Genomic DNA, 21,546 nt, shown 5'->3' with positions numbered 1-21,546 from the left:
CGTGCTACGCAAATTTTTGACCGGTTGGACAAACGTTAGCACCGCCTTATCAGCGGTCAAGGGATTACTAGCGGAAATGCGGCTTTCGAAGTGCGCTCCACAGGGCGGGGAAAAACTGGTCCAGAGAATTGGTCCAGACGCTCCTCACAGCGAAGGTTGTTCGAGGTGACGGGGGCGGTCGAAAGCTCCGCTCCACGCCGCACCCGCATCCAGCTGGAAAAGCGCGAGCTCATTCTGGAGGCGGCGCTCGAAGTCTTCTCCACCAACGGTTTTCGCGGTTCGACCATCGACCAGATCGCCGAAGCCGCCGGCATGTCGAAGCCGAACCTGCTCTATTATTTCCGCCGCAAGGAGGACATCCACGAGACGCTGATGCAACGGCTTCTCGACACCTGGCTGGCGCCGCTGCGCGAACTCGACGACATTGGCGATCCGCTGACCGAACTGCGCAACTACATCAGGCGCAAGCTCGAAATGGCGCGCGATTTCCCGCGCGAGAGCCGGCTATTCGCTAATGAGATCCTGCAGGGCGCGCCGCGCATCATGCCGATGCTGGAAGGTGAGTTGAAGACGCTGGTCGACGAGAAAGCCAACGTCATCAAGGGCTGGATGCGCGCCGGCAAGATTGCCCGCACCGACCCCTGGCACCTGATCTTCTCGATCTGGGCGACGACGCAGCATTATGCCGATTTCGACGTCCAGGTCCGCGCCGTGCTCGGCCCCGACCGCGGCGGCGACGGCCGCTTCGAGGATGCCGCAAGGTTTCTCGAGCAACTGTTCATCGACGGGCTGAAGCCGAAAGACTAGCCTTGATGGTTCACGCGCTGCGCCGCGCGGCCGGCAGCGCATCGAGCAGCTTCTGCAGCTTGGCGATCGAGTTCTGCTCGGCGAGCGGCGTGTAGACGATCAGCTTCATGTCCGAGCCGTCGTCGATCGACAGGCTCATATGTTCGAACGCCATGGCGCCCGCTATCGGATGCCTGACATGCTTCACACCCGATAGGTTGCGGGCCACATCGCGCAGCGGCCACCAGGCGCGGAACTCCGGGCTTGAATGCGTCATCAGCGCAATCAACCGCTCGAAATCCGGATCGCCGACATACTTCGCGCTTTCCGCCCGGAATGACGCCAGCACGGCGCGCGCCAGTTCCTCCCAGTCGACGAGCAGGCGCCGATGCTGCGGGCTGGTGAAAACCATATGGACGATGTTGCGGGCATCGCCCTCCAGCAGGCCATAATCGCCGAACACGGCTGCCGCCGCCGGGTTCCAGGCCAGCACATCCCAGCGCCGCCCGACGACATAGGCCGGCTGCAGGACCAGGCTCTGCAGCATGTGCAGCAAGGGGCCGTCGATCATTTCCGGCGCGTCGACGCGACGCTCCGGCTGCGGCCGGCCGGCGAGAATAAACAGATGCCGTTGCTCAGCCGCGTCCAGGCGCAGCGCCTGGCTGAGTGCGGTCAGCACTTCCACCGACGGCCGAACGTCGCGGCCCTGCTCCAGCCAGGTGTACCAGGTCGTGCCGACGCCGGCGATCATCGCCACCTCCTCGCGCCGCAGCCCGGGCGTGCGCCGGCGTAAGCCGGTCGAGATGCCGGTGGCCGAAGGCGTCAGCCTTTCGCGCCGCGAACGCAGGAAGGCGCCGAGCTCGCGGCGGCGACTGTCTTCGGCGGAATGCGCGGTGGAATCCATGGCCGCTATTATAGCAGTACCGATACCAGGATAAAGTTTGAACTGTTTGGCAAGTGGCTGGTGCCCCATCTTTCCGCTCAGAGCGATGAGATGGAGGCTCTGAACATGGAACTGAAAGACAAGACAATCCTCATCACCGGTTCGACCGACGGCGTCGGCCGCGTCGTCGCGCAAAGGCTCGGCGCCGGCGGCGCCCGCATCCTGGTGCATGGCCGCGACGCGACCAGGGGCAAGGCGGTCGTGGCCGAGATCGAAGCCACCGGCGGCGAGGCCGAGCTGCTCGTCGCCGATCTCTCCTCCTTGGCGGAAGTCCGCCGCCTCGCCGAGGCCGTGCGCACAAGGACCAAGCGGCTCGAAGTCCTCATCAACAATGCCGGCGTCGGCACCGCCGGCCCCAACGCGAAACGGCAGGTCAGCGCCGACGGCTACGAGTTGCGCTTTGCCGTCAATTATCTCGCCGGCTTCCTGCTCACCACGGAGCTGCTGCCGCTGCTCAAGGCCAGCGCGCCGGCGCGCATTGTCAACGTCGCCTCGGCCGGCCAGCAGGCGATCGATTTCGACGACGTCATGCTGACCCGCTCCTATGACGGCGTCCGTGCCTACTGCCAGAGCAAGCTGGCGCAGATCATGTTCACCATCGATCTGGCGGAGCAGCTGAACGGCATCGGCGTCACGGTCAACAGCCTGCATCCGGCAAGCTACATGAACACCACGATGGTGCGGCAGGCGGGCGTCACACCCTGGAGCTCGGTCGAAACCGGCGCCGAAGCCATCATCAACCTCGCCGCATCGCCGGCCCTGGAAGGGCGGAGCGGCCTCTATTTCGACGGCCAAAAAGAATCCCGCGCCGATGCGCAAGCCTATGACGCTAAGACACGACGTCGATTGCGGGAATTGAGCCTCGGTCTTGTCGGGCTCGCACCGGCTTCCGCAACATCGAAGAGAGAAAATTCATGATCGAGAAAGCGCAACACACTGTGGTCGTCGGCGGCTCCTCCGGCATCGGCCTCGCCACCGCGAAAAAACTGCTTGGCCCGGGCATGAAGGTGACGATCACCGGGCGCAGCCGGGAACGGCTCGACAACGCATGGCAAAGCCTTGGCGGTGCCGTCGGAAAAGCTGCCTTCGATGCCGCGAAGCCGGACGAGGTTCGCCGGTTTTTCAGCGATCTCGGCCCTTTCGATCACCTGGTGCTGGCCGCGAGCGGCGGCAAGGGGCTCGGCCCGTTCGAAACGCTTGACCTGACCGACATCGGCGGCGGCGTCGACGAGAAGGTCCGGCCGCAGCTCTCCTGCCTGCAGGCCGCCTTGCCGACGCTGAACAAGAGCGGCTCGGTGACTTTCATCTCGGCGGTGTCGGCGCAATTGTCGGCGCCGGGTGTCGCCGGCATCGCCGCCGTCAACGGCATGCTGCTGACCGTAGTGCCGATCCTGGCAATGGAGCTGAAGCCGTTACGCGTCAATGTCGTGGCGCCGGGCGTCATTGACACGCCCTGGTGGGATTTTTTGCCTGATGAACAGCGCCATGCGGTGTTTGCCGATTATGCAGGCAAGACGCCGGTCGGCCGCATCGGCCGCGCCGAGGACGTTGCTGAGGCGATCGCGTTCCTGGTTTCGAACAGCTTCGTCACCGGCCAGATCCTGACCTGCGACGGCGGCTTGCGGTATGCGGCGTAACGCGGCTACATCTACGCGGCAATCGCTTTCAAAGCGACTGCGCGATCAGCGCCAGAAATCCTCCGGTCAGCGCGACGTTGCCGACAAAGCCATTGATGCGGGACGCGCGCTCGGGACCCTGATGATCCCAGAAATTATGGAACATCGGCGTAGCAACGACAAGGAACAACACCAGGCACAGAGCGGCGGCAGCGGTCCAGATGCCCGCGATCACCAGTGCTCCGGTGACGGTCTGCAGGACGATCCCCAGCCAGAGCACCAGCCGCGCCTGCGGCACGCCGCGCGTCGTCATCAATTGGGTCAGGAACGCCGCGTTCTGGATGTTGCGCAGGCCGGCAAAGACAAAGGCGCCGCCGAGCAGCAGGCGGGCCGCGAATAGAATCTCACTATCAAAGCTTGAAAACATGCTGTTGGTCCTTGGGCAGAAAAGAGGCGCGCGACGCAGGCCGCGCGCCTGGTCCATGCTCAAGCGGCCATGACCGCCGGCATCGGATGGATTGCATGGAACGGAACGCAAAGTCGGTTCCAGGTGTTGATCATGCCGAGTGCAACCGACAGCTTGACCAACTCCTGCTCCGAAAAATGCTCGAGCGTCCTTGCGTAGAGTTCGTCCGAAACACCGTTGTCGGCGATCCTGGTCAGCGCGTCGGTCCAGGCAAAGGCTGCGCGTTCGCGCTCTGAAAATAGCGGCGATTCCTTCCAGGCGGAGACGAGATAGAGCCGCTGCTCGCTCTCGCCGTCGTGGCGCGCCTCGCGGCTGTGCATCTCGACGCAATACGAGCAGCCGTTGATCTGCGACGCCCTGAGCTTGATCAGATGCAACAGGCTTTTTTCGAGCCCGCATTCGTCGACTGCCTTGTTGAGCACCGACACCGCCTTCATGATCTCCGGCGCCGCGCCGAAAAATTGCAGCCTCTCTTTCATCGTTTTTAGCCTTTCATGCTTGCTTGGTTGAACTTGATTTCTGCGGACGCTGACGGCGCTCGACGAAGGCGCAGTTGGCGGCGACCGAACGGGGATCGGCATCGGCCGTGTATTCTGCAACGATGTCGGACAGCCGGGCGTCGGCGAGCGCTGCGCGGTAGGCACGCTCGGCCTTCAGCATCGCCACCTTGATGCCGCAGGGTTTGACATAAACCGAGGCATCGAGCCTGGCGGGGCCGCGCTGGCGGATTTCGGCGCAGCGAAAGGCCGGTTCTCGCCCTTCGACGGCCAACACGATATCGAGCAGCGTAATGCGTTCCGCCGGCCGCGCCAGCCGGTAGCCGCCGGACGGCCCCGGAACCGATTCCAGAATGCCCGACACCGTCAGCATGTTGAGATGCTTGAGGAGATAGCTCGGCGACAGCCCGAACGCTTCCGCCATGGCAGCACCCGGCATGGTCGCGGCGCCATCAACGCCAGCAAGCATCGCGGCGCAGTGGATGGCCGCTTCGACGCCCTCACCCAGCTTCATTTCGCTCTCCTAGTCATGGATATAGATTATCGTGGATAATCTTTGTCCGCAATAGGGGAATTAAAAAAGCGGCGCCCGTGAACGCCGCTTTTTTTTCGCAATGCTATTCCGCCGCCACCTTGGCCATCGGGTTGTTCGGATGCGTCGTCCAGTTGGCGTAGATCGGTGACACCGGCTTGCCGGTGCGCTGGTCCATCACGCCGACCGCCAGCGGCTCCATGGTGATGCAGTTCTCGACCGGGCAGACATTGACGCAGAGATTGCAGCCGACGCATTCGGCCTCGATCACCTCGAAATGCCTGACGCCGTCCACCATGCTGGTGATCGCCTGGTGCGAGGTGTCCTCGCAGGCGATGTGGCAGCGGCCGCATTTGATACAGGCGTCCTGGTCGATATGCGCCTTGGCGATATAGTTGAGGTTGAGATACTGCCAGTCGGTGACGTTGGGCGTGGCGCGGCCGACGATGTCGTCGAGCGAGGCATGGCCCTTCTCGTCCATCCAGTTTTCCAGGCCGGCGATCATCTCCTGCACGATCTTGAAGCCATAGGTCATTGCCGCCGTGCACACCTGCACATTGCCGGCGCCGAGCGCCATGAACTCGGCGGCGTCGCGCCAGGTGGTGATGCCGCCGATACCGGAGATCGGCAGGCCATGCGTTTCCGGGTCGCGCGCGATCTCGGCCACCATGTTCATCGCGATCGGCTTCACCGCCGGACCGCAATAGCCGCCATGCGAACCCTTACCGTCGATCGTCGGCTCCGGTGCGAAATTGTCGAGATTGACGCCGGTGATCGAATTGATGGTGTTGATCAGCGACACCGCGTCGGTGCCGCCGGCAAGGGCAGCGCGTGCCGGCTTGCGTATGTCGGTGATGTTGGGCGTCAGCTTGGTGATGACCGGCATGCGGGTGTTGGCCTTGCACCAGCGCACCACCATTTCGATGTATTCCGGCACCTGGCCGACCGCCGCACCCATGCCGCGTTCCGACATGCCGTGCGGGCAGCCGAAATTGAGCTCGATACCATCAGCGCCGGTCTCCTCGACCACCGGCAGGATAGCCTTCCAGGCATGCTCCTCGCACGGCACCATCAGCGAGACGACGATCGCCCGGTCGGGCCAATCCATCTTGACCTGCTTGATCTCGCGCAAATTGACCTGCAGGTCACGATCGGTGATCAGCTCGATATTGTTCAGGCCAAGCAGGCGACGATCGGCGCCCCAGATCGCGCCGTAGCGCGGGCCATTAACGTTGACCACCGGCGGACCCTCTTCGCCGAGCGTCTTCCAGACAACGCCGCCCCAGCCCGCCTTGAAGGCGCGGATGACGTTGTAGGCCTTGTCGGTCGGCGGCGCCGAGGCCAGCCAGAACGGGTTCGGCGATTTGATGCCGACGAAATTATTGCGGATGTCTGCCATGCTCATGCCCTCCCGTTCGAGGCAAGTGCCCGATGAATGCTTTCCGCCGCGTCGCGGCCTTGCGCGACGGCCGAGACGGTCAGGTCGTCGCCGCCAAAGATGCAGTCGCCGCCGGCCCAGACGTTTGGCAGCGAGGTGCGGCCTTCGGCGTCGACCTTGATGCGGCCGGCTTCCAGGTCAAGCAAAGCCCCGCTGCCGTTGAGCGCAGCCGGGACAAAACTCTGGCCGATCGCCTTGAACACCTGGTCGGCGGTCAGTGTCAGCCGCTCGCCGGTGCCGACGAGCCGGTCGCCGTCCATCGCGGTGTATTCGAGCTCGATCGCCGACACCTTGCCGCCATCGGCAATGACCCGCTTCGGCTGCAGCCAGTGCCGGATGATGACGCCGTTGGCAGCGGCCAGGTCCTGCTCGAATTCGGAGGCGTTCATGTGCTCCGGGCCGCGCCGATAGCAGATCGTCACCTCTTCGGCCCCGAGCAGCTTCGATTGCACCGCCGCGTCGATCGCCGTCATGCCGCCGCCGATGACGACAACACGCCGGCCGACCGGCAGGCTGGCCAGATCACTGGCCTGACGGAGCTCGGCAATGAACTCGACAGCATTGGTGACGCCTTGCGCCTCCTCGCCATCCGCTCGCAAGGCATTGACGCCGGCAAGCCCCATGCCGAGGAACACCGCGTCGTAATTCCGGGTCAGGTCCGACAGCTGGTAATCACGGCCGAGCGCCTTGCCGTTCTGGATGTCGATGCCGCCGATCGACGTGACATAGTCCACCTCGGCTTGGGCGAAATTGTCGACGCTCTTATAGGCCGCGATACCGTATTCATTAAGGCCGCCGGCCTTCGGGCGGGCTTCCAGGATGGTCACGTCGTGGCCGTAGCGGGCGAGCCGATGCGCGGCCGCTAGCCCGGCCGGACCGGCGCCGACCACGGCGACGGTCTTGCCGGTCGGTTCGGGGCGCTTGTAGAACTGCTTGTTTTCGGCCATGGCGACATCGGTGGCGTAGCGCTGCAGGCGACCAATCTGCACCGGCTTGCCTTCGGCCACTTCGCGCACGCAGACCTCTTCGCACAGCGTTTCGGTCGGGCAGACGCGGGCGCACATGCCGCCCAAAATGTTCTGTTCGAAAATCGTCTTGGCCGAGCCGATCGGATTGCCCGTCGAAATCTGGCGGATGAACAGCGGGATGTCGATCGAGGTCGGGCATGCATTCATGCACGGCGCGTCATAGCAGAAATAGCAGCGGTCGGATTCGACCAGCGCCTCGTGATGATCGAGCGGCGGATGCAGGTCGGCAAAATTGTCGGCATATTGTTCCGGCGAAAGCCGCCCGCCGGCAATGCCTTGCTTGAACTGGCCTTCTGCCATCGTCAGTTCCCCATGTTCTTGTTTTGGGGAAGGCTAGCACGTTTTATTTTTTTATCAATTGGTCAATTTTCGGCCAAGCGACTGAAAAGCTTCAACAAACATGATTGTAATAATCATGTTTTTCCAAACGGCCATATACGTCACGAAGCAGGTACGGAACCGCATTCAGGAGCGTTGCCATGGAGCAACCTGATCTCGTCGCACAGCGCGACAAGTTCGGAAGTGAGCGACATCCGGCGCATGGATCAACAACCCCTCGTTGACTGCAAGCAAAGTCGAAAACCACAGGGCGCGCAACCCGGTAACATTTCCGGTTTGCCGTCATCTTTTTTGGTTGGCTGTCGGATTTTCGTCGTGAAGATCGTCCTAGAATGGATCGCGCATGATCGAAAAACCGCAAGGAGCACGACAATGCCACAGTCCCCCACGCCCTTCTTCTGGTACGAGCTGATGACCACCGATCTCGACGCCGCCGAGGCGTTCTACACCGCCGTGGTAGGCTGGCGGGGGCAGCCTTTCGACGGGGCGCCGGGCATGCCGCGCTATATCGTCATGAATGTCGGCGAGCGCGGCGTCGGCGGGCTGATGACGCTGCCCGATGACGCGCGCAAGATGGGAATGCCGCCGGCCTGGATCGGTTATATCCTCACCAGGGATGTCGATGCCACAACGGCCTCCCTCAAGAAGGCTGGTGGCGCGGTTCACCGCGAGCCAGACGACATTCCGGGCGTTGGCCGCTTCGCCGTCGTTGCCGATCCGCAAGGCGCGATGTTCAACTTCCTGCAGCCCAGCGGTCCCGACCAGCCGCCGCTACCATTGGCGACACCCGGCAACATCGGCTGGCATGAGCTCTACACATCAGACTGGAAGGCGGCGTCCGATTTCTATTCCAGTCAGTTCGGCTGGGAGAAGGGCGACGCCATGGATATGGGTCCGATGGGCGTCTACCAGCTTTTCGCCTTCGGCGGCGAGCCCGTTGGCGGCATAATGAACAAGCCCGAGCAGATCCCGATGCCGGTCTGGCAGTTCTATTTCAACGTGCCCGGCATCGACGCGGCAGCCAAGCGCGTCACCGACAATGGCGGCAAGATCCTGATGGGTCCGATGGAGGTCCCCGGCGGCAGCTGGATCGTGCAGTGCACAGACCCGCAAGGCGCCCATTTCGCGCTAATGGCACCGGTGCGGTAGCAACGTCGCGTCGCGATTGGCGAAACCGGCAGCAAAAACCGATCTCCCCCCTCGTGGGGGAGATGTCCGGCAGGACAGAGAGGGGCGCTGTCCCTCCAACCTTACGCTCTTTGAGAACTATTCCGGCGTCAGCACGGAAACTTTGAGATCGGGCTTCTTGGCGCCGCTGAGCTGGATGGTCGCCGGGCCGGCGGCTAGCTTGAAGCGCACGCTCTTGCGGATCCCCGGACAGGTTTTTATACCACTGAAAGCCGCCGACTTCACGGCTTTACCGTCCTGAACGACATCGATCCAAGCCTCATCAGACAGGCTGATCTGGAGCTCTCCCTCCGGGGGCACGGCCACGCTCGCCATCGCGCCGAATGTACCGGCTGCCGGCGCGCGTTCCGGCGGAACGGTGAAGCTGATCGTGCCGACCGGCGCCAACGCCACATCTGCAGCCTCGCCGACCGAAAGGTCAGCGCCGGACTGCGCGGCGGGCGCCGCCGCAAACAGGGCCTCCTCGCGCGTCACCGGCCATTTGAAGGCAGCACAGCCGGCATCGTCGGCCGTGGCGACGCTGGTGCCTGCAAGGATGGCGAATAGGCTGACGACGACTTTTCTCATGGCAAACGGAACCCACATGGTTTGGAGTGTCTGGATATCACTACAACTATAGCATTTAAAATACAACCCTGGAGAGAAAAACATTAAAAGAACGAGGAACATTTCCAATCACTGATTGTGGCTGGCGGGCCATGCGAAGTGAATGGTCCCCTGTCGGGCGATGATCTATGGCCGGTTCGGGGGTAAAATGGAGTCTTAGATGAAGCTTTTCGACGGTCTTGTCAGATATCAGCTGCAGGCTCTGGCCGCATTGCGCTTCGTGACGGCACTGCAATTCATCGAACATGGTACGCAAAAGCTGTTCAATTTCCCCGTCGGCGACCATGCCGGCGCCCTGAGCGGGCTATCGCTGACCGCGGCCATCCTGGAATTCGCCGGTGGCATCCTGCTGGTATTGGGGCTTTTCACTAGGCCGGTGGCATTCCTTCTCAGCGGTGAGATGGCGATCGCCTATTTCATGGCGCACATGCCGCGCGACTTCTTCCCGGTCAACAATGGTGGCGATGCGGCAATATCGTTCTGCTTCATCTTCCTCTATCTGGTATTCGCCGGCGCCGGCGCATTGGCGCTGGATAACCGCCGCAGCGCCTGAAACCTCACCCACGCATCCGCTCGAAGTTCGCGTCGAACAGTGGGACCGGCTGCATGCGCGCAACATGGCGTTTGCCCAGAAGCTCGATCTCAAAACCGTCGACTTCGTCGGCAATCTCTTTCGGCACATAGCCGATAGCGACGGATTTTTTCGAATGATGCGCATAGCCGCCCGACGTGACCCAGCCGCGCACGGCGCCGCCATGCCAGATTGGTTCGTCGCCGATGACGTCGGCATCGACAGCATCGACGACAAAGGCCCGCAGCCGCAGTCTGCCGCCTTGCTTGCGCTCTGCCAGCGCCGCCTGCTTGCCGATGAAATCGGCCTCCTTGGCATAGGCGACGAAGCGATCGAGGCCGGCCTCCAGCGGCCCATAGATCGGCCGGTATTCGCGCGCCCATGAGCCGTAATTCTTTTCCAGCCGCAATGCGTTGAGCGCTCGCGAGCCGAACAGGCCGATGCCGAATTCTTCGCCCGCCGCCATCAGCGCCTGATAGGCGGCGCGCTGATATTCCGGCGCCACCCAGATCTCGTAGCCGAGATCGCCGGTGTAGCTGACACGCCCGACCAGACACGGCGCCATGCCGATGTCCATCTTGCTGATGGCCATGAACGGAAAGGCCGTATTCGACACATCAGATCGTGTGACCTTTTCAAGAAGGTTCCGCGTGCTCGGCCCGGCGATCGATAAGCCGGTGAGTTTTGCTCCCAGCGCTTCGATACTGACCGAGCCGTCCTTCGGCAGATGCGCTTCGAACCAGCGCATATGGTACTGCTCGGCGACGCCGGAGCCGGCCAGGAACCAGCCGTCCCTTTCCGAATTTGGGCTGCTGAGATTGGCTAGCGTGAAATCGCCAATCAGCCTGCCGTCTTCCTTCAGCATCGGCGCCAGCGTCATGCGGCCGGGCCTTGGCAGCTTGCAGGCAAGCAGGCGGTCGAGCCAGGCTGCAGCGCCCTCGCCCGTCACCTTGTATTTGGCGAAGCTCGAAATCTCCGACAGGCCAACGCCTTCTCGAACGGTCTTGACCTCATTTGCGACATGCTCGAAATCGCTCGAGCGCCGCCACGAGAACTCGTCCCTCACGCCTTCCGGCGCATACCATAGCGGCACTTCCAGCCCATAGGCGACGCCCCATTGCGCGCCTTTGGCCGACAGGAGATCATAGACCGGTGTGGTCTTGAGCGGCCGTCCAGCGGGCAGTTCCTCGTTGGGGAAGCGGATCGAAAACCGCCGCGAATAGTTTTCGCGCACCTTGGCGTTGGTATAGGCCATCGTGGCCCAGTCACCGTAGCGCGACACATCCATCGCCCAGATGTCGGCGCCGGGATCGCCCTCGATCATCCAGTTCGACAGCGCCAGCCCGACGCCGCCCCCCTGTGAGAACCCGGCCATGACACCACAGGCCACCCAGAACCCCGGCAGGCCGCGCACCGGCCCGACCAGCGGATTGCCGTCCGGCGCGAAGGTGAAGGGCCCGTTGATGATCTGCTTGATACCGGTGTTCTGGAAGGCCGGGAAATGCCGGAAGCCGACCTCCAGCGATGGCGCGATGCGGTCGATGTCGGGCTCGAGCAACTCGTGGCCGAAGTTCCACGGCGTCTGGAACTCGGACCATGGCTTGTTGGCCTTTTCGTAAGTACCCATCAGCATGCCGCCGCGCTCCTGACGCAGATAGAGCTCGCCATCAAAGTCGACTGCATGGAGGATTTCCGTGCCGGTCTTCTGGTTCCAGGCGGCGACTTCCGGCATGTCCTCGGTGATCAGGTACATGTGCTCCATCGCCAGCACCGGCAGCTCCAGCCCGACCATGCGGCCGACCTCGCGCGCCCACAGGCCGCCGGCGTTGACGACATGCTCGGCCACCACCTCGCCCTTGTTGGTAATGACGCGCCACAGCCCGTCGGCGCGCCGCACGATGTCCTCGACCTTGGTGAAGCGCTCAACCTCGGCCCCAAGCTTCCTCGCGGCCTTGGCGTAGGCGTGGGTAACGCCGGATGGATCGAGATGGCCATCCTCCTTGTTGCGGACGGCACCGACGAACTGCTTGGGATCGAGCAGAGGCATCAGTTCGGCGGCTTCGGCCGGCGATATCTCCTCGAGCTCGATGCCGAGATAGCGGCCCTTGGCGACAACGCCGCGCAGCCAGTCGAGCCGCGCCTCGGTCGCCGCCAGCAGCACACCGCCGGTCAGATGCACGCCGGTCGCCTGGCCGGACAGTTCCTCAATCTCCTTGTAGAGCGAGATCGTGTATTTCTGCAGCTTGGCGACATTGGGATCGCCGTTGATCGTGTGCATGCCGCCGGCCGCGTGCCAGGTCGAGCCGGAGGTCAATTCATCGCGCTCCAGGAGCACGATGTCGGTCCAGCCGTGCCGGGCCAGATGGAACAGCACGGAGCACCCGACGACGCCACCGCCAATAACCACGACCTTTGCATGTGATTTCATGGGATTCTCGTCATTTCAAAGAGTTGGATGGGTTTCATGATTCTGGAAGAGAAGAAGATGAATCCGAGAAGAGTGGTGCTTAAGGCTCGCTCTGCCCGATCGCTTCCTTGCGCTTGGCTAGGTACGCCTCCAGCGCCTCGCGCCTGGAGATTTCCATCACCGGCTCGGCGTAGTCCTCCAGCGCCTTCTTCCACAGCCTGGTCGCACGCGACGTGGCGTCGAGCCCACCGGCCTCCTGCCAGGCCTCGTAGTTCTGCCAGTTGGACAGTATCGGCTGGTAGAAGGCCGTGGCGTAGCGCTCCAGCGTGTGTGGCTCGCCGAAGAAGTGGCCGCCGGTCGGAACCGCACCCAGAGCCTCGACGGCAAGCTCGGCCTCGTTGACTTCGATCGGGCGCAAAAACTCCATCATGTGCTGGATCATCTCGACGTCGATGATGAACTTTTCGAACGATGCAGTCAGTCCGCCCTCCTGCCAGCCGGCGGCGTGATAGACGAGGTTGCCGTGGCCTAGCACCGCGCCCCACAGCGCCATCAGCGTCTCATAGGCGCCTTGCGCGTCGGCGGCATTGGAGGCTGAGCCCGGTGTCGTGCGATAAGGCAGCTTGTAACGCCGCGCCAACTGTCCGGACGCGATGTTCGCCTTGGTATTTTCAGGCGTGCCGAAGGCCGGCGCGCCCGATTTCATATCGACATTGGAGGTGAAGGCGCCATACATCACCGGCGCGCCGCGACGGACGAGCTGCGTCAGCACAACGCCAAACAGCGCCTCGGCATTCTGCTGGGCGAGCGCGCCGGCAAGCGTCACCGGGCTCATCGCTCCCATCAGCGTGAACGGCGTCACCGCCACCGACTGGCCGAACTCGGCCATCGTCATCAGCCCCTCGGCCATCATCTCGTCGAAGCGGCGCGGCGAGTTGACCGAAATGATCGTGGTGACCCCGGGATCGTCGCGCATCTCGTCAAGCGTCAGTCCGCGCGCGATTGCCATCATCTTGATGCCGTCGAGCGCCCTGCCACGGCCGATGGCCGAGACGTGAAAGCTTTTGTCCGTCAGCGTCAGATTGGCGAAATAGGTGTCGAGATGACGGGAATTCGCCGGCAATTCCACCGGCGCGCAGACCTGGTTGCCGAGCATGTGGATGCAGTTGAAATGCTGCGCCAGGCGGACGAGATCGGAATAATCGCGCAAATTGCCGGCACGGCGGCCGCGCTCCATGTCGTGCACATTGGGCGGCCCGGCGACGAGCGTGAAGTTGATGGTATTGCCGCCGAGGTGGACGGCATGGGCGGGATTGCGCGGCGTCAGAGTGTAGCTGGACTGTGTCGTCTTCAGCGCTTCCTCGATCATGCCGCGATCGATGCGGACGTTCATCGAGGCATGATCGACCTTGGCCCCGGCCTTCTCGAACAGCGACAGCGCCCGCGGGCTCATCACCTCGATGCCGAAATTCTCCAGGATATGCATAGAGGCTTCATGGATCGCCTCGATCTGGTCGGCCGAGAGCATCGCCATCGGCGGATAAGGGTTTGTCACCCGCCTGAGCGGCAGTTGCGGGATGGCGGTCGGTCCCCTGTTGCTCGTTCGCTCGGCGCCGCGCTTGCGTCTTGGTTCGCTCATGCGGCGCATCTAAGCGCCGGCACGAGGATCGAGCTGTCAAGAATCCGCCACCTGCGGGCGTGATTTTAGCCAAGGCGCCATTCCGGGAATTGCATATCGGTAAAAGCGACAACAAACGTCGGAATCTTCATACTTCCTCAGCGCCTGCCAAAGCGGCCGACGAGCCGTTAAGGAACGCCGCAAGATTCCTTTTATGTTTTCGGCCTAATGCTCTTCCAATGCGTAGGTCGAGTTTTAGTAAAATTGTAGCGATTGCCGTGCCGCTGACGCTTTCGGCATGCGCGACGCCGCCGAACCACATCAACGATGTCTGCGCCGTTTTCGACCAGAACGATGGCTGGTTCGACAACTGGCAGGCGGCGGCACAGCGCGCCGAGCAGAAATATGGGGTGCCGGTCCCCGTGCTGATGGCGACGGTGCGCAAGGAATCCGGCTTCAAGAGCAACGCCAGGCCGCCGCGCACCAAGCTGCTGGGCTTCATTCCCTGGAAACATATCTCCAGTGCCACCGGCTTCTCGCAGGCGCTCGACGGCACCTGGGCGCAATACCAGAACGAGACCGGCAGTTGGGCGGCGCGCCGCACCAGGTTTGCCGATGCCGTCGATTTTGTCGGCTGGTATCATTCCAAGACCGCCGACACGCTCGGCGTCGCCCGCAACGACACCTACAATCTGTATCTCGCCTACTATCTTGGCTGGAATGCCTATAAGCGCGGCAATCGCGGCGGCGCCGACGTGCAGCGCTATGCGCACGCCACCGAACAGATGGCGCAGGACTACGCCGCGCAGCTACGGCAATGCGCGCCCTAGCATATCAACGGTATTTCAGCCGCCCTTGGGTTTGCGCGGCTTGCGCGTGGCGTTCTCAGCTTGGCGGCCGTCGCCGACTGTCGGCGGCGTGATTGGTGCCACCGCGCTATCGGCAGAGCTTGAGATGCCGCCGGTCTCTGAAACCTCGTCGCGAACCTCGTGACGGCGGGCTTTGGCGACCGCTTCGGCATTCTCCGCTGCCTGACCCTCGGCATCGGCTTCAACGCTGCCAGTCTTGCCATGCGGGCGCTTGGGCGGATCTCCAGCAAAGCCCGGGCCAACACCGTGGTTTGCATCATCCGGCACGCCCTCATTCGCCGCGTGTTCCTTGTCGAATTTAATCACCGGCTCCATTTTTGCCAGCACGTCGTCGGCCAGCCAGCACAGGCTCATATGACCGTCGCCGAGATTTTTGACCGGCGGCACCGTAGTTTCGCAAAGATTGTCCGGCACAAGTTTCTTGTAGCCGCAGCGCGTCTGGAACGGGCAGCCCGAGGGCGGGTTCATCGCCGACGGAATGTCGCCTTCGAGCACGATATGCCTTTTCACCACGCTGGTATCGGCAATCGGGATCGCCGACAGCAGCGCCTCGGTATAGGGGTGATAGGGCGGCGAAAATATCTGGTCGGTCGTGCCTTGCTCGACGATATAGCCGAGATACATGACGACGACGCGGTCGGCGATGTAGCGCACCACCGACAGATCGTGGCTGATGAACAGCATCGTGGTCTTGTTCTTGCGCTGGATGTCCATCAAGAGTTCGGTCACCGCCGCCTGGACGGACACATCCAGCGCCGAGACCGGCTCGTCGGCCACCACCACCTTGGCGTCGCCGGCAAAGGCCCGCGCCACGCCGATGCGCTGTTTCTGGCCACCTGAAAGCTGGCGCGGCTTGCGCGTCTCGAATGCCCTTGGCAGCTTCACCAGATCGAGCAGTTCCAGCATCCGCTTGCGGCGGTCGGCCACCGTGTCGCCGACATTGAACTTTTCCAGCGTACGGATGATCTGCGAACCGACCGAATGGCTGGGATTGAGTGTGTCGAACGGATTTTGGAACACCATCTGGATCGACGACACGGTGTCGACGCTGCGCTTCTCGATCCCGGTCGACTGGATTTCCTTGTTGCCCAGCTTCACGCGGCCGGAGCTTGCCGTTTCGAGGCCGAGCAACACCTTGGCCAGGGTCGATTTTCCGCAGCCGGATTCGCCAACGATAGCGACGGTCTCGGATTCGCGCGCCATGAAAGAGATCGTCTCGTTGGCCTTGACGACACGTCCTTCGCTCGAGCCGAACACTTCGCTGCCGCCGACTTTGTAGTACTTCCTGAGGTCTTCGATCTGGAGCACCGGCGCACCGGGCACCACGCGCTCGTTGACTTTCTTGGCGCCAGGCGGCAGCGCCTCCCAGTCGATCTCGTTGAAGCGTACGCAGCGCGAGAAATGCCCGTCATGGCCTTCGACCGCGATCATCGGAATTTCGGCGGCGTTGCAGACGCCCTCGACGAAATGGTGGCAGCGCGGGCCGAAATTGCAGCCCTTCGGCCGCTCGTGCGGCAGCGGCAACTGCCCCGGAATGGATATCAGAGGCCGCGAATTCTTGTCGGCGCCCGGCAACGGGATCGAGCGGAACAGGCCTTGCGTGTAGGGATGGCGCATCCGGTCGAAGACGTCCTTGATCTTGCCCGTCTCCACCGCTTCGCCCGAATACATCACCGTGATGCGGTCGCAGGTCTCCAGGATCAGGCCGAGATTGTGCGACACGAAGATCATCGAGGTCCCGAACTTCTCGCCCAGCCCCTTGACCAGATCGACGATACCGGCCTCAACCGTCACGTCGAGCGCTGTCGTCGGCTCGTCGAGCAGAAGCAGCGCAGGCTTCGACAGCAGCGCCATGGCAATGACGATGCGCTGCTGCTGGCCGCCGGAAAGCTGGTGCGGGTAGGAACGCATCATGCGCTCGGGATCCGGCAGCTTCACCGCGCGCACCATTTCCAAAGCGCGTTTATGGGCTTCGTCCTTCGACACCTTGTCGTGGATCAGTGGCACTTCCATCAGCTGCAGGCCGACCTTCATCGCCGGGTTCAGACTGGCCATAGGCTCCTGGTAGATCATCGCGATCTTGTTGCCGCGGATGGCGCGCAGTTCCTCGTCGGACAGTTCTCCCATGTCCTTGCCCTGGAACTTGATCTTTCCGCCGACGATCTTTCCGATATTGGAGAGGTCGCGCATGATGCCGAGCGACACGGTCGACTTGCCGCAGCCGGATTCGCCGACGATGCCCATCGCCTCGCCGGGCATGACCGTGCAGGAAAAATCCATGACGGCCGGGATCTCGCCCTTGCGGGTGAAGAAGGAGATCGACAGGTTCTCGATCTCGATGATCGGCCCACTGGTCGGCCCATTGGTCGGCTTGGCGGGATTTCGAACTGCCTCATTCATGGGTCGCTCCAATCCTTGTTCTGCAGGCATGTCGGGCCGAACCCGGCATCGATCTTTCCCGGTTCAATCTTTCCCGGCATCAATCCTTCATCGACTGTTCGCGCAACGAATCCGCCAGGAGGTTGAGGCCGAGCACGAACGACATCAATGCGATCGTCGGCGGCAGCGCCGGGTGGATGAACGAGCGCAGCAGCCGGCTGGCATCCTTGATCGCCGTGCCCCAGTCCGGGCTTTCCGGCGCCAGTCCCAGCCCGAAATAGCCGAGCGTGCCGAGCAGGATCGTGGTGTAGCCGATGCGCAGGCAGGCGTCGACGATAAGCGGCCCGCGCGCATTGGGCAATATCTCCCACAGCATGATGTACCAGGGCGATTCACCGCGCGTCTGCGCCGCCGCAACATAGTCGCGCGTTTTGATATCCATGACCAGGCCGCGCACGATGCGGAACACGCCCGGGCTGGAGGCGAACACCACTGCCACGAAGATGTTGAGCTGGTTAGGATCGATGTGGATGATCTTGAACGGATCGGCGTCGAAGACAAGGCCGGCATAGATCCAGCCGCCAACGACCAACGTCAAGCCAAGCAGGATATAGAGGCGGTCGGGGCGGTTCTTATAGCGCGTCCAGAACAGCACACTGAAGAAGATGATCGGAAACAGGAAGAACAGCCCGGCCATCGCGTAGGGGATCGGCGTGTCCATGATGCCTGGCGTCACCAGCAGGTAGAACAGCAGGATCACCGGGAAGGCCAGCACAAGGTTTGCGAGGAAGGACAGCACCGTATCGATCCTGCCGCCGTAATAGCCAGCCGGCAAGCCGAGCGTGATGCCGACCATCAGCGCAAAGCCGGTTGCCGCCGGCGCGATGATCAGCACGATCTGGCTGCCATAGACCATGCGGGAGAACACGTCGCGGGCGAGCTTGTCGCCGCCGAAATAGTATACAAGTTTCGACGCCGGCTCGATCGCGCCCGGCAGCGCGTCCTTCATGATCGGCACCTGGGCGAGCGGATCGAAGGGCGCGACGGTCGATGCGAAGATCGCCGTGAACAGCCAGAACAGGCAGATGCCGACGCCGACGATGCCGACGCCGCTGTCGAAAAGCTGGCCGTAAAGGCCAAGCTTCTTCTTGTAGCCGAAGCTCGCCCCCATCACCAGGGCGAGAGCGATCCAGACCGGCCAGAAGCGGGTAAGCACGCCGAGTACGACGTTGAAGGCGCTGAGATATTCGACCTGCATCCGCCCGGTCTCCTATTGAACTCTGATGCGCGGATTGAGGAACGCGTAGCCGACATCGGAGATGAGCTGTGTGATCAGGACGATAAACACCGAGACCAGCGAGCAGCCGAGCAGAAGATCGATGTCGTTGTTGCCGGCCGCCTCGACCAGCGTGTAGCCGAACCCCTGGTATCGGAACATCACCTCGACGATGACGACGCCGGTGAGCAGCCAGGGGAACTGCAGCATGATGACCGTGAACGGTGCGATCAGCGCGTTGCGCAGAGCGTGCTTTACCACCACGCTGCCGAAGGAGAGGCCCTTCAGCCGGGCGGTTCGGATATATTGCTGCGTCATCACCTCGACCATCGAGGCGCGGGTCATGCGGGCGATGTAGCCGATGCCGTAGATCGCCAGCGTCATCACCGGCAAGGTGAAATTGTAGAAGGTGATGCCCTGGCTGGCCGAGGCCGCCGAGCCGTTCAGCACGCCGAGCCAGGAGGCGAAGATGACGGTGAAGATGACGCCCGAAACATATTCGGGCGTCGCCGTCGAGGCGATCGAAGCCACCGACAATGTGCGGTCGGTGCGTGAGCCCTCGCGCATGCCGGCAAGAATGCCGATCAGGAGCGAGACCGGCACCATAACCGCAAGCACGCAGAGCATCAGGATGCCGGTGGCGCTGAGCGCCGGAAAGAGTTTCGAGGCGACCGTCGTCTTGAATTTGGTCGAGCAGCCGAAATCGCCTTGCAGGATGCCGGAAAATGTCGGCACGACCGGATCGTTGCAGAAGGAGAAACGCTGCGCTGGCTTGCCTGTCGCCGGGTCGGTCACCGGCTGCTTGGGCACGACGCCCAGCCATTGTCCGTAGCGGACAAAGAAATTCTGCCGATAGCCATGATTGACCAGCCAAGCCTCGAGCTGCTCGGCCGATGTGTGCATTTCGGTTTGGCTGATCGCGAGCTTCTTCAGATTGGGCCCGAGATTGACCAGGAAGAAGACGATCATCGTCAGGCACAGCATCGTCAATGCCATGGTGCCGAGACGCCTGATAACGAAAGAAAGCATGGCGGTCCCCTGCCGGTCGGGTTGGGGGGTGGAACCGGTTTGCAAGCCGTGCCCTGCCGCCAGCGGCAGAACAAGCCTTCAGACCAGTCCCAGATGCAATACCCTTTTTATTGCAGACCCCGGCCGAAGAGTCCGCAACTTTTTGCTGCGCCGACTTCCGGTCCAAGGACCATGCAACGAGCGAGAGAAAGGGGCCAGACGCCCCTTTCCGGATCGTCCGGTCAGGCCTGGTCGAGCCAGACCTTACCGTAGTCGCGCTCGAAGGTCGGGTGCATCTTGTAGTTCTGCACCGCCTTGACCGAATGGCTGTAGAGCTTGCGCCAATAAGGCTGGATGATAATGCCGGAATCCTGCAGGATCTGCTCGATATCCTTCATCATTTCCTTGCGCTTGGCGGCGTCGGCAACTGCCAGCGCAGCGTTGAGCTTGGCATCCCACTCGGGATTCGACCAAGCCGTCTCGTTCCAGGCTTCACCTGTACGATAGCCGATCGCCAGAACCTGGACGCCGAGCGGCCGCATGTTCCAGTTGGTCATCGACAGCGGATACTTCGTCCAGTCGTTCCAGAAGGTCGAACCCGGCAGCACCGTACGCTTTACCTTGATGCCGGCGTCGCGCATCTGCGCGGCGATCGCATCGCCGGTGTTCTTGTGCCAGTCTTCGTCGACCGTGATCAGCTCGTGCTCGAAATCGGCTTGGCCGGCTTCCGCCATCAGCGCCTTTGCCTTGGCCGGGTCGCGAGCAACCTTCGGCAATTCGTAGTATTCCGGATGGATCGGGGCGACATGGTGGTTCTCGGCAACCGTGCCGGCATTGCCGTAGCCGAGCTGGAGGACGACAGCGTTGTCGACCGCGAGCTGCAGGGCGTTGCGAACCTTCTGGTCGCCGTAAGGCTTGTTGGTCACATTGGTGCGGCAGACGATCGTCGAAGCGGTGACGACCTCGGACTTCGCCAGGTCCATGCCGTCGAGGATCGACACATAGTCGGCCGAGGTTTCGAAATTGGTGTGCACTTCGCCAGCTTCGAAAGCGCTGACCATCGCCGCCGGATCGGTGCCGTAGTCGATGAACTCGATGCCGTCGAGGAAGACCTCGCCATCCCACCACTTGTTGTCTTCACGACGCTTGTAGACCACTTTCTGGCCGACATCGTAAGAGACCAGCTCGAACGGCCCAGTGCCGATCGGGCAGGACTTGAAGTCGCCGCCTTTTTCGTCGAACGTCTTGTGGACGATGAGGCCGGGATAGTCGCACACGTTGGGAATGAGGGCGATATCGGGCTTGCTGAGCGTCAGCTTGATCGTGTGGTCGTCGACCTTGGTCACCGCGCTCTCATCCAGCTTGTCGTCCTTGACCAGCGAACCGAGGCGACCGGGCATAGAATTGCCTTCGGCCTTCTTGTCGGCCCAACGCTTGAGGTTGAAGATGACGTCGTCTGCGGTGAACGGATCGCCGTTGTTCCAGGTGACGCCTTTGCGCACATGCAGCGTGTATTCGGTAGCGTCGTCATTCACGTCCCAGCTCTCCAGCAGATAGGGGCGGAATGTGTATTCGGTGGTATATTTGACCAGCGGCTCGAGCGCCTGACGCTCGGCATTGGCGATTTCCGACCAGTCGGACTTGCGCGGATCCTTCGGATCCTTGATCCACTGCGCGACCTTCAATACGCCGCCTTTCTTGCCCTGGACCTCTTCCGCCTTGGCCGGCGTGGGGTCTGCAAGGCCAAGCATGCCATATGCCATCGCCGTCGACGCACCGAAGACGCTGGCGAGAGCCAGAAATTCGCGACGATCCATCTTGCCTGCCTTGGCGTCTTCGGCCATGGCCAGGATGTGATCGGGAACGCGGTCGCCGTTACTCTTGTAGATCGTCATGACTAACTCCCATTGTTGGCTTTCTGCCTTTTAACATTCCGCATTCGCGCCATGATGTCAAAGACGGCACGGATTGGGAACATG

General features: G+C 62.3%; 19 protein-coding genes. 6 read left to right on the top strand and 13 right to left on the bottom strand.

What is annotated here, in order from left to right; all coding sequences use genetic code 11:
- The first annotated feature begins 165 nt into the window (after window positions 1-165).
- Window positions 166-807 (top strand): TetR family transcriptional regulator C-terminal domain-containing protein, encoded by a 642-nt coding sequence (locus NKH05_RS19765; protein WP_352482943.1) that lies wholly within the window; start codon window positions 166-168, stop codon window positions 805-807.
- 10 nt (window positions 808-817) lie between these two features.
- Here the strand turns inward: NKH05_RS19765 and NKH05_RS19760 are convergent, their stop codons facing one another.
- Window positions 818-1,690, bottom strand: coding sequence for a helix-turn-helix transcriptional regulator (locus NKH05_RS19760; protein ID WP_352589976.1), 873 nt, complete (start codon window positions 1,688-1,690; stop codon window positions 818-820).
- Window positions 1,691-1,795: 105 nt separating this feature from the next.
- Here NKH05_RS19760 and NKH05_RS19755 point away from each other — a divergent pair, with 105 nt between their 5' ends.
- Window positions 1,796-2,647, top strand: a complete 852-nt coding sequence (locus NKH05_RS19755) for an SDR family NAD(P)-dependent oxidoreductase (RefSeq protein ID WP_352589974.1) — start codon at window positions 1,796-1,798, stop codon at window positions 2,645-2,647.
- On the top strand, window positions 2,644-3,366 hold the full coding sequence (locus NKH05_RS19750; RefSeq protein ID WP_352855218.1) for an SDR family oxidoreductase: 723 nt from the start codon (window positions 2,644-2,646) through the stop codon (window positions 3,364-3,366). The genes NKH05_RS19755 and NKH05_RS19750 overlap by 4 nt, the downstream gene beginning before the upstream one ends.
- A gap of 28 nt (window positions 3,367-3,394) precedes the next feature.
- Here the strand turns inward: NKH05_RS19750 and NKH05_RS19745 are convergent, their stop codons facing one another.
- From NKH05_RS19745 to NKH05_RS19725, 5 genes are all read right to left on the bottom strand, one after another.
- Entirely contained in the window at window positions 3,395-3,772 is a 378-nt protein-coding gene (locus NKH05_RS19745; RefSeq protein WP_023720860.1) for a DoxX family protein, read from the bottom strand.
- 59 nt (window positions 3,773-3,831) lie between these two features.
- A complete protein-coding gene (locus tag NKH05_RS19740) occupies window positions 3,832-4,290 on the bottom strand; it encodes a carboxymuconolactone decarboxylase family protein (protein ID WP_352495150.1) in 459 nt (152 codons plus the stop codon).
- A gap of 13 nt (window positions 4,291-4,303) precedes the next feature.
- Window positions 4,304-4,822: an RrF2 family transcriptional regulator gene (locus tag NKH05_RS19735; protein ID WP_352495149.1), complete on the bottom strand. Its 519-nt coding sequence runs from the start codon at window positions 4,820-4,822 to the stop codon at window positions 4,304-4,306.
- Window positions 4,823-4,925: 103 nt separating this feature from the next.
- Entirely contained in the window at window positions 4,926-6,239 is a 1,314-nt protein-coding gene (gene preA, locus NKH05_RS19730) for an NAD-dependent dihydropyrimidine dehydrogenase subunit PreA (RefSeq protein ID WP_352495148.1), read from the bottom strand.
- A 2-nt stretch (window positions 6,240-6,241) separates the two neighbouring features.
- The gene (locus NKH05_RS19725) at window positions 6,242-7,606 is read right to left on the bottom strand and encodes an NAD(P)-dependent oxidoreductase (RefSeq protein WP_352589962.1); all 1,365 of its coding nucleotides are present in this window, start codon (window positions 7,604-7,606) and stop codon (window positions 6,242-6,244) included.
- A 411-nt stretch (window positions 7,607-8,017) separates the two neighbouring features.
- Here NKH05_RS19725 and NKH05_RS19720 point away from each other — a divergent pair, with 411 nt between their 5' ends.
- On the top strand, window positions 8,018-8,794 hold the full coding sequence (locus NKH05_RS19720) for a VOC family protein (RefSeq protein WP_352495146.1): 777 nt from the start codon (window positions 8,018-8,020) through the stop codon (window positions 8,792-8,794).
- 117 nt (window positions 8,795-8,911) lie between these two features.
- Here the strand turns inward: NKH05_RS19720 and NKH05_RS19715 are convergent, their stop codons facing one another.
- Complete coding sequence (locus tag NKH05_RS19715; RefSeq protein ID WP_031194518.1) at window positions 8,912-9,418, bottom strand: hypothetical protein; 507 nt, start codon at window positions 9,416-9,418, stop codon at window positions 8,912-8,914.
- Window positions 9,419-9,599: 181 nt separating this feature from the next.
- Between NKH05_RS19715 and NKH05_RS19710 the strand changes: the two genes are divergently transcribed.
- Window positions 9,600-9,992, top strand: a complete 393-nt coding sequence (locus NKH05_RS19710) for a DoxX family protein (RefSeq protein WP_023720867.1) — start codon at window positions 9,600-9,602, stop codon at window positions 9,990-9,992.
- A 4-nt stretch (window positions 9,993-9,996) separates the two neighbouring features.
- On the opposite strand, the gene NKH05_RS19705 is transcribed toward NKH05_RS19710, so the two are convergent.
- Together NKH05_RS19705 and NKH05_RS19700 are read right to left on the bottom strand one after the other, a co-directional pair.
- Window positions 9,997-12,438: a GcvT family protein gene (locus tag NKH05_RS19705; RefSeq protein WP_352855217.1), complete on the bottom strand. Its 2,442-nt coding sequence runs from the start codon at window positions 12,436-12,438 to the stop codon at window positions 9,997-9,999.
- A 79-nt stretch (window positions 12,439-12,517) separates the two neighbouring features.
- Window positions 12,518-14,056 carry a trimethylamine methyltransferase family protein gene (locus NKH05_RS19700; RefSeq protein ID WP_352495144.1) on the bottom strand — a complete coding sequence of 513 codons (1,539 nt, stop codon included), beginning with the start codon at window positions 14,054-14,056 and terminating at the stop codon, window positions 12,518-12,520.
- A gap of 218 nt (window positions 14,057-14,274) precedes the next feature.
- Here NKH05_RS19700 and NKH05_RS19695 point away from each other — a divergent pair, with 218 nt between their 5' ends.
- Window positions 14,275-14,865 carry a transglycosylase SLT domain-containing protein gene (locus tag NKH05_RS19695; protein WP_352495143.1) on the top strand — a complete coding sequence of 197 codons (591 nt, stop codon included), beginning with the start codon at window positions 14,275-14,277 and terminating at the stop codon, window positions 14,863-14,865.
- A 15-nt stretch (window positions 14,866-14,880) separates the two neighbouring features.
- Here the strand turns inward: NKH05_RS19695 and NKH05_RS19690 are convergent, their stop codons facing one another.
- From NKH05_RS19690 to NKH05_RS19675, 4 genes are all read right to left on the bottom strand, one after another.
- Entirely contained in the window at window positions 14,881-17,304 is a 2,424-nt protein-coding gene (locus tag NKH05_RS19690; protein WP_353025910.1) for a dipeptide ABC transporter ATP-binding protein, read from the bottom strand.
- Between the two features lie 79 nt (window positions 17,305-17,383).
- On the bottom strand, window positions 17,384-18,541 hold the full coding sequence (locus NKH05_RS19685; protein ID WP_352482929.1) for an ABC transporter permease: 1,158 nt from the start codon (window positions 18,539-18,541) through the stop codon (window positions 17,384-17,386).
- A gap of 12 nt (window positions 18,542-18,553) precedes the next feature.
- Window positions 18,554-19,588: an ABC transporter permease gene (locus NKH05_RS19680; protein ID WP_023720873.1), complete on the bottom strand. Its 1,035-nt coding sequence runs from the start codon at window positions 19,586-19,588 to the stop codon at window positions 18,554-18,556.
- Window positions 19,589-19,809: 221 nt separating this feature from the next.
- Window positions 19,810-21,462, bottom strand: a complete 1,653-nt coding sequence (locus tag NKH05_RS19675; protein WP_023720874.1) for an ABC transporter substrate-binding protein — start codon at window positions 21,460-21,462, stop codon at window positions 19,810-19,812.
- Window positions 21,463-21,546: the final 84 nt, after the last annotated feature.

The sequence above is a fragment of the Mesorhizobium sp. M1399 genome, from assembly GCF_040317735.1.
Lineage (GTDB): Bacteria > Pseudomonadota > Alphaproteobacteria > Rhizobiales > Rhizobiaceae > Mesorhizobium.
The sequence above is the reverse complement of the archived record's forward strand: the minus strand, read 5'-3'. Positions and strand labels throughout refer to the sequence as shown.

Bases quoted from the DNA above. Each gene is read 5' to 3' on its own strand.
- NKH05_RS19760 (WP_352589976.1), bottom strand. From the start codon at position 1,690: ATGGATTCCACCGCGCATTCCGCCGAAGACAGTCGCCGCCGCGAGCTC.
- NKH05_RS19755 (WP_352589974.1), top strand. From the start codon at position 1,796: ATGGAACTGAAAGACAAGACAATCCTCATCACCGGTTCGACCGACGGC.
- NKH05_RS19750 (WP_352855218.1), top strand. From the start codon at position 2,644: ATGATCGAGAAAGCGCAACACACTGTGGTCGTCGGCGGCTCCTCCGGC.
- NKH05_RS19745 (WP_023720860.1), bottom strand. From the start codon at position 3,772: ATGTTTTCAAGCTTTGATAGTGAGATTCTATTCGCGGCCCGCCTGCTG.
- NKH05_RS19740 (WP_352495150.1), bottom strand. From the start codon at position 4,290: ATGAAAGAGAGGCTGCAATTTTTCGGCGCGGCGCCGGAGATCATGAAG.
- NKH05_RS19735 (WP_352495149.1), bottom strand. From the start codon at position 4,822: ATGAAGCTGGGTGAGGGCGTCGAAGCGGCCATCCACTGCGCCGCGATG.
- preA (WP_352495148.1), bottom strand. From the start codon at position 6,239: ATGGCAGACATCCGCAATAATTTCGTCGGCATCAAATCGCCGAACCCG.
- NKH05_RS19725 (WP_352589962.1), bottom strand. From the start codon at position 7,606: ATGGCAGAAGGCCAGTTCAAGCAAGGCATTGCCGGCGGGCGGCTTTCG.
- NKH05_RS19720 (WP_352495146.1), top strand. From the start codon at position 8,018: ATGCCACAGTCCCCCACGCCCTTCTTCTGGTACGAGCTGATGACCACC.
- NKH05_RS19715 (WP_031194518.1), bottom strand. From the start codon at position 9,418: ATGTGGGTTCCGTTTGCCATGAGAAAAGTCGTCGTCAGCCTATTCGCC.
- NKH05_RS19710 (WP_023720867.1), top strand. From the start codon at position 9,600: ATGAAGCTTTTCGACGGTCTTGTCAGATATCAGCTGCAGGCTCTGGCC.
- NKH05_RS19705 (WP_352855217.1), bottom strand. From the start codon at position 12,438: ATGAAATCACATGCAAAGGTCGTGGTTATTGGCGGTGGCGTCGTCGGG.
- NKH05_RS19700 (WP_352495144.1), bottom strand. From the start codon at position 14,056: ATGAGCGAACCAAGACGCAAGCGCGGCGCCGAGCGAACGAGCAACAGG.
- NKH05_RS19695 (WP_352495143.1), top strand. From the start codon at position 14,275: ATGCGTAGGTCGAGTTTTAGTAAAATTGTAGCGATTGCCGTGCCGCTG.
- NKH05_RS19690 (WP_353025910.1), bottom strand. From the start codon at position 17,304: ATGAATGAGGCAGTTCGAAATCCCGCCAAGCCGACCAATGGGCCGACC.
- NKH05_RS19685 (WP_352482929.1), bottom strand. From the start codon at position 18,541: ATGCAGGTCGAATATCTCAGCGCCTTCAACGTCGTACTCGGCGTGCTT.
- NKH05_RS19680 (WP_023720873.1), bottom strand. From the start codon at position 19,588: ATGCTTTCTTTCGTTATCAGGCGTCTCGGCACCATGGCATTGACGATG.
- NKH05_RS19675 (WP_023720874.1), bottom strand. From the start codon at position 21,462: ATGACGATCTACAAGAGTAACGGCGACCGCGTTCCCGATCACATCCTG.